Genomic DNA, 6224 nt, shown 5'->3' with positions numbered 1-6224 from the left:
ACGGGGTCGAGTTGCAGACCCCGATCCGAACTGTGACAGGTTTTATAGATTCGCTCCGCCTTGCGACGTGGCCGCTCTCTGTACCTGCCATTGTAGCACGTGTGTGGCCCAGGACGTAAGGGCCGTGATGATTTGACGTCATCCCCACCTTCCTCACGGTTTGCACCGGCAGTCCCGTTAGAGTCCCCATCATGACATGCTGGCAACTAACGGTAGGGGTTGCGCTCGTTATAGGACTTAACCTGACACCTCACGGCACGAGCTGACGACAACCATGCAGCACCTTGCAATCCGTCCGAAGAAAAGTCCATCTCTGGACCTGTCGAACTGCATTTAAGCCCTGGTAAGGTTCCTCGCGTATCATCGAATTAAACCACATGCTCCACCGCTTGTGCGGGCCCCCGTCAATTCCTTTGAGTTTCATTCTTGCGAACGTACTCCCCAGGTGGGATACTTATCACTTTCGCTTGGCCGCCCAGGCCTCAAGGGCCCGGACAGCTAGTATCCATCGTTTACGGCGTGGACTACCAGGGTATCTAATCCTGTTCGCTCCCCACGCTTTCGTCCATCAGCGTCAGTACATGGTTAGTCACCTGCCTTCGCAATCGGTGTTCTATGTGATATCTATGCATTTCACCGCTACACCACATATTCCGGCAACTTCACCATGACTCAAGACCGGCAGTATCAAAGGCAGTTCTATAGTTGAGCTACAGACTTTCACCCCTGACTTACCGGCCCGCCTACGGACCCTTTAAACCCAATAATTCCGGATAACGCTCGGACCCTCCGTATTACCGCGGCTGCTGGCACGGAGTTAGCCGGTCCTTATTCTTACGGTACCGTCAACAGGGCACACGTGCCCCTTTTTCTTCCCGTATAAAAGCAGTTTACTACCCATAGGGCATTCTTCCTGCACGCGGCATGGCTGGATCAGGCCCTCGCCCATTGTCCAATATTCCTCACTGCTGCCTCCCGTAGGAGTCTGGTCCGTGTCTCAGTACCAGTGTGGGGGATCCCCCTCTCAGGGCCCCTACCCATCGCGGTCTTGGTAGGCCGTTACCCTACCAACTAACTAATGGGACGCATGGCCATCCTCTACCGCCCGAAGGCTTTAACCATCAAACGATGCCGTTAAATGGTACCACGGGGCATTAATCCAAGTTTCCCTGGGCTATTCCCCTGTAGAGGGCAGGTTCCATACGCGGTGCGCACCCGTGCGCCGGTCGTCGGCGGAGCAAGCTCCCCGTTACCCCTCGACTTGCATGTGTTAGGCCTGCCGCTAGCGTTCATCCTGAGCCAGGATCAAACTCTTCATCGTTGTTCTTTGTTTACTCGTCCCAACGACCTCCGAAATATGACTCCCCGGCCCCGATTCTCTCGATCTAATTCTTTATATTCTCTACCATCGCATCCCCTTAAAAGGACGCGATTCTCTCCACAATATTTCAATGAACCAATTAATAAAAGCGCCGGTCGCCCGACCCCTTCATCGCCCAGTGCCTCACTAAGCGGGTGCAAATATACAACTGTTTTTTTACCTGACAACTTTTTTAAAAAGAAAAAAATATTTTTTTCAAACCATCAGAAAAAACAAAAAAACAATGAACGTTTTGCACTTTAATCTCATTAATCTTGCTTGAAAAATCCTGCTCGATTAACGGGCTGCAAATGTAAGCCTGTTTTTTAAATAACAAAGAAAAAAATGCAGCTTTTTTAAACTTTTTTACCCCTAAACACACAACAATCTTGAAATGAGATACTTGTGAATTTTAAAAGAAAAAGGGCATTGAATTTAATTAAAAAATCGATTCGAAGCAATAAAAAACAAGAATGTTTACAGCCGGCATATACTATAAGGAAGTGCAACCTCTGCTCTTAACTTACTTTTAGTGAAATTGCAAAGATCAATTAGTAGCATTGAAACATTATATAAAGTACTATTGTGGGCATAACCACAACATATTATCTTTGCTGCCCGTATAAAACCAGATTATGATAGAGATTACCTTGCCAGATGGCTCCATTAAGGAATTTGAAAAGGGTGCCACCCCAATGGAAGTGGCAAAAAGCATCAGTGAAGGACTCGCAAGGAACGTAATTTCCGCAAAATTCAATGATACCACCGTTGAATGTTCTACTCCCTTAACCAAAAACGGATCTCTCACTTTATATACTTGGAACGATAAAGAAGGTAAAAAGGCTTTCTGGCACTCTACTTCGCATATCGTGGCCCAAGCTCTGGAGGAATTATATCCTGGAGTCAAACTAACGATTGGACCAGCAATAGAAAATGGGTTTTATTACGATGTTGATTTGCCCGAAGGCAATATATCCGAAAAAGACTTTCCAACAATAGAACAAAAGGCCCTTGAAATAGCTAGAGGAAAGCACGATTTTGAAATGAGAGACGTGTCAAAATCCGATGCTTTAAAATTCTATAAAGAACAAGGGAACGAATATAAGGTGGAATTGATTGAAAACTTGGAAGATGGCTCCATTACCTTTTGCGACCATGATACCTTCACCGACTTATGCCGTGGTGGGCATATCCCCAATACCGGTATAGTCAAAGCTATAAAAATATTAAGTGTAGCGGGTGCTTATTGGAGAGGTGACGAAAACAAGCCCCAGTTGACCAGGGTCTATGGTATTTCCTTTCCAAAACAGAAAGACCTTACTGAATATTTGGAACTATTGGAAGAAGCCAAAAAGAGAGACCATAGAAAATTGGGGAAAGAGTTGGAGCTTTTTACTTTTTCCCAGAAAGTTGGCCAAGGACTTCCTTTATGGTTACCTAAAGGTGCAGCACTTCGGGAGAGACTCGAACAATTCCTAAAAAAGGCCCAAAAGAAAGCGGGTTATGAAATGGTCGTTACCCCGCATATTGGTCAAAAGGAACTTTATGTTACTTCTGGGCATTATGCTAAATATGGCGAAGATAGTTTTCAACCCATACGCACTCCCAAGGAGGACGAAGAGTTTCTATTGAAACCCATGAATTGTCCCCACCATTGCGAAATTTATAATACACGTCCTTTTAGCTACAAAGAATTACCCAAAAGATATGCGGAATTTGGAACCGTATATAGATATGAGCAAAGTGGTGAATTGCACGGACTTACAAGAGTTCGAGGTTTTACCCAAGATGATGCCCATATTTTTTGCACCCCAGACCAGCTAGACCAAGAGTTCAAGGAGGTAATCGATTTATCACTATATGTGTTAGGCACATTAGGTTTTGATGATTTCACTGCTCAAGTATCCGTTAGGGATTTGGAAAATCCCGAAAAATATATAGGCTCCGTAGAGAATTGGGAAAAAGCCGAACAAGCCATTATAAACGCCGCCAAGGAAAAGGGACTCGACTATGTTATTGAAAGTGGAGAAGCTGCCTTTTATGGTCCAAAATTAGATTTTATGGTGAAGGACGCCCTTGGCAGGCATTGGCAATTGGGCACGATACAGGTAGATTATAATTTACCGGAACGATTTGAGCTAACCTATAAGGGTAGTGACAACGAAATGCATAGACCGGTAATGATTCACCGTGCTCCATTTGGTAGTATGGAGCGATTCATCGCCTTATTGCTGGAACATACAGGGGGTAATTTTCCGTTGTGGTTAATCCCCGATCAAGCTATTGTTTTGCCTGTTAGCGAGAAACACGAAAAATATGCTGAAAAAGTTTTAAAATCGCTAGAAAATAACGAAATTCGCGGCCTTATTGACAACAGAAACGAAACTGTTGGCAAAAAGATACGTGAGGCAGAAATGAAAAAGATTCCATTTATGCTTATCGTTGGCGAAAACGATGAAAGCTCCAATACGGTTTCCGTTAGAAGGCACGGAGGCGAGGATTTAGGAGCTACATCTATCGAAAATTTTTGTGACTTGGTATCTACAGAAATAAATAGTACCTTAAAGTCGTTTAAAGAGTAATGTTTAATTAAAAAAGAATAAGTCATAGCAATACGTAAAAGATTCAGGCCTCAACCAAGAAGGGAAAATAAAAACCCTCATAATATTAATGAAAAAATTCTTGCTCCAGAAGTAAGATTAGTTGGTGATAATGTAGAAGTTGGTGTATATCCGATAAGAAAAGCTTTGGACATTTCTAAAGAACTCGAATTGGATTTAGTTGAAATTTCACCCAAGGCGGATCCACCTGTTTGTAAGATAATCGATTATAAGAAATTCCTTTACGAACAGAAAAAAAGAGAGAAGGCCATGAAGGCCAAAGCCTCAAAAGTTGTTGTAAAGGAAATAAGGTTTGGTCCAAATACGGATGACCATGACTACGAGTTTAAAAAGAAACATGCGGAAAAATTCCTGAAAGATGGAGCAAAATTGAAAGCCTATGTTTTTTTTAAAGGCCGTTCCATAGTTTATAAGGACCAAGGTGAAATTCTACTATTAAAATTAGCTTCCGAGTTGGAAGAGTTTGGAAAAGTGGAACAGATGCCAAAATTGGAAGGTAAGCGAATGACAATGTTCATCGCTCCAAAAACAAAGAAATAAGGAGTATCGTTCTTTTAGAAAAAACGATGCATTATAATAAGAAACGCTATTAGTTATAAAACTGGTAGCGTTTGACATGAAAGTGACCCTTCTGCTCCGCTCAGGGTTTTACAAATGGAGCGTAGTAAGTGAGATTAATTAAATAAATAGGAGAAAATGCCTAAACAAAAAACAAAATCCAGTGCCAAAAAGCGTTTCAAGCTTACGGGTACCGGTAAAATTAAAAGAAAGCATGCGTTTAAGAGCCATATTCTTACGAAGAAATCTAAAAAACGTAAGCTCGCGTTGACACATGACACATTGGTACACCCAAATGATGTCAACAGTATTAAAGAACAATTACGACTAAAGTAAAAGTTCAAAGGTAGAATTATTAACCATGGAGTTAGGCCAATCAAAAAGAGTTAAAAGTTAAAGTTAAAAGTTAAGAGCCTCTAGAAAAACCTTGACATACTACGGATAACTATTTAATCGCCTACTACAAAAAAACAAGAAGAAATGCCAAGATCAGTAAATGCAGTCGCTTCCAGAGCCAGAAGAAAAAAGGTTATGAAGCAAGCCAAAGGTTACTTTGGAAGACGTAAAAATGTTTGGACAGTAGCCAAAAATGCGGTTGAAAAAGCAATGTTATATGCTTACAGAGACCGTAAAAACAAAAAAAGAACATTCCGTTCTTTGTGGATTACCCGTATCAATGCCGGTGCCAGACAACATGGAATGTCCTATTCTCAATTCATGGGAAAAATCAAAGCCAATGGCATAGAGCTCAACAGAAAAGTTCTAGCCGATTTGGCAATGAATCACCCCGATGCCTTTAAAGCAATTGTAGAGCAGGTAAAATAAGTCAAAACAAATCTCACTTAAGAAAATCCGACCTCCAAAAGGGTCGGATTTTTTCATTTTAGATATCAAGGTTTAATCTTGGCAATGGCAGCCTTAAAATTCTTCCCAATCTATAAGATCATCCCCATTTTTATCGTATCCTTCTATTAGTTTGGTTGATACGATACCCCTTAAAAAACCACTTATCTCTGCATCCTTTAATAATTGGACAATCTCTCCTTTGGTAAGTTTTCCATCACTATCAGTATCAAAAAATTCAAAAGCCTTCTGAGGTGTCTCGAAATGGTTGGTTATTAAAATCTGGATTTTATTTAAAATTGATTCTTCGGTGGTCATACTATTTTATTTTTTAAGAATTTGTATTTATATCCCAAAAATGGTGACGACCAACTTTCTACCCAAAGCACGGTTCCTATGCTCACAAAGGTATATCCCCTGCCAAATTCCCAGATTTAAACGCCCGTTTGAAATGGGAACTTGTACAGATGCCCCCATCAAGGAAGCTTTAATATGGGCCGGCATATCATCGGGACCTTCATAGGTATGTATGTAATATGGTGCATTTTCGGGCACTATTTTATTCAAATGACTTTCAAAATCGGTCCTTACAGTTGGGTCGGCGTTCTCGTTAATCGTCAAGCTTGCGGAGGTATGTTTTATAAAAATATGGCACAATCCTTTCTCAATATTTTGTATTTCGGGACAATTATCCAATACCAAATCCGTAATTAAATGAAACCCTCTAGGATAGGAGGGTAATTTGAACTCCTTCTGAAACCAATGCATGCTAAATTCTTATTAAATAAAGGTAAAACTTTACACTTTGTCCATTAAATAGATATCATTGAAATATCTTTGTT

Annotated in this window: 6 protein-coding genes and 1 rRNA gene (1 of these 7 running past the window's edge); 4 read left to right on the top strand and 3 right to left on the bottom strand. The window is 41.2% G+C overall.

What is annotated here, in order from left to right; all coding sequences use genetic code 11:
- Nucleotides 1-1321 (bottom strand): 16S ribosomal RNA (locus ACZ41C_RS13115); it reaches 204 nt to the left of the window's first position.
- 674 nt (nucleotides 1322-1995) lie between these two features.
- Between ACZ41C_RS13115 and thrS the strand changes: the two genes are divergently transcribed.
- The 4 genes from thrS to rplT all read left to right on the top strand — a co-directional run bounded on the left by thrS (nucleotide 1996) and on the right by rplT (nucleotide 5364).
- Nucleotides 1996-3942 carry a threonine--tRNA ligase gene (gene thrS / locus ACZ41C_RS13110; protein ID WP_138257706.1) on the top strand — a complete coding sequence of 649 codons (1947 nt, stop codon included), beginning with the start codon at nucleotides 1996-1998 and terminating at the stop codon, nucleotides 3940-3942.
- A gap of 24 nt (nucleotides 3943-3966) precedes the next feature.
- Entirely contained in the window at nucleotides 3967-4521 is a 555-nt protein-coding gene (gene infC, locus ACZ41C_RS13105; RefSeq protein WP_394347770.1) for a translation initiation factor IF-3, read from the top strand.
- Nucleotides 4522-4677: 156 nt separating this feature from the next.
- Nucleotides 4678-4875, top strand: a complete 198-nt coding sequence (gene rpmI, locus ACZ41C_RS13100; protein ID WP_099543236.1) for a 50S ribosomal protein L35 — start codon at nucleotides 4678-4680, stop codon at nucleotides 4873-4875.
- 144 nt (nucleotides 4876-5019) lie between these two features.
- Nucleotides 5020-5364 carry a 50S ribosomal protein L20 gene (gene rplT / locus ACZ41C_RS13095; protein WP_138257704.1) on the top strand — a complete coding sequence of 115 codons (345 nt, stop codon included), beginning with the start codon at nucleotides 5020-5022 and terminating at the stop codon, nucleotides 5362-5364.
- A 93-nt stretch (nucleotides 5365-5457) separates the two neighbouring features.
- On the opposite strand, the gene ACZ41C_RS13090 is transcribed toward rplT, so the two are convergent.
- On the bottom strand, nucleotides 5458-5700 hold the full coding sequence (locus ACZ41C_RS13090; protein ID WP_464562047.1) for an EF-hand domain-containing protein: 243 nt from the start codon (nucleotides 5698-5700) through the stop codon (nucleotides 5458-5460).
- Between the two features lie 27 nt (nucleotides 5701-5727).
- Nucleotides 5728-6150, bottom strand: a complete 423-nt coding sequence (locus ACZ41C_RS13085; protein ID WP_138257702.1) for a secondary thiamine-phosphate synthase enzyme YjbQ — start codon at nucleotides 6148-6150, stop codon at nucleotides 5728-5730.
- Nucleotides 6151-6224: the final 74 nt, after the last annotated feature.

The sequence above is a fragment of the Maribacter sp. C-4077 genome (genome assembly GCF_055378385.1).
The sequence above is the reverse complement of the archived record's forward strand: the minus strand, read 5'-3'. Positions and strand labels throughout refer to the sequence as shown.

Coding starts and splice junctions, on each gene's coding strand:
- rpmI (WP_099543236.1), top strand. CDS start 4,678: ATGCCTAAACAAAAAACAAAATCCAGTGCCAAAAAGCGTTTCAAGCTT.
- ACZ41C_RS13085 (WP_138257702.1), bottom strand. CDS start 6,150: ATGCATTGGTTTCAGAAGGAGTTCAAATTACCCTCCTATCCTAGAGGG.
- thrS (WP_138257706.1), top strand. CDS start 1,996: ATGATAGAGATTACCTTGCCAGATGGCTCCATTAAGGAATTTGAAAAG.
- rplT (WP_138257704.1), top strand. CDS start 5,020: ATGCCAAGATCAGTAAATGCAGTCGCTTCCAGAGCCAGAAGAAAAAAG.
- ACZ41C_RS13090 (WP_464562047.1), bottom strand. CDS start 5,700: ATGACCACCGAAGAATCAATTTTAAATAAAATCCAGATTTTAATAACC.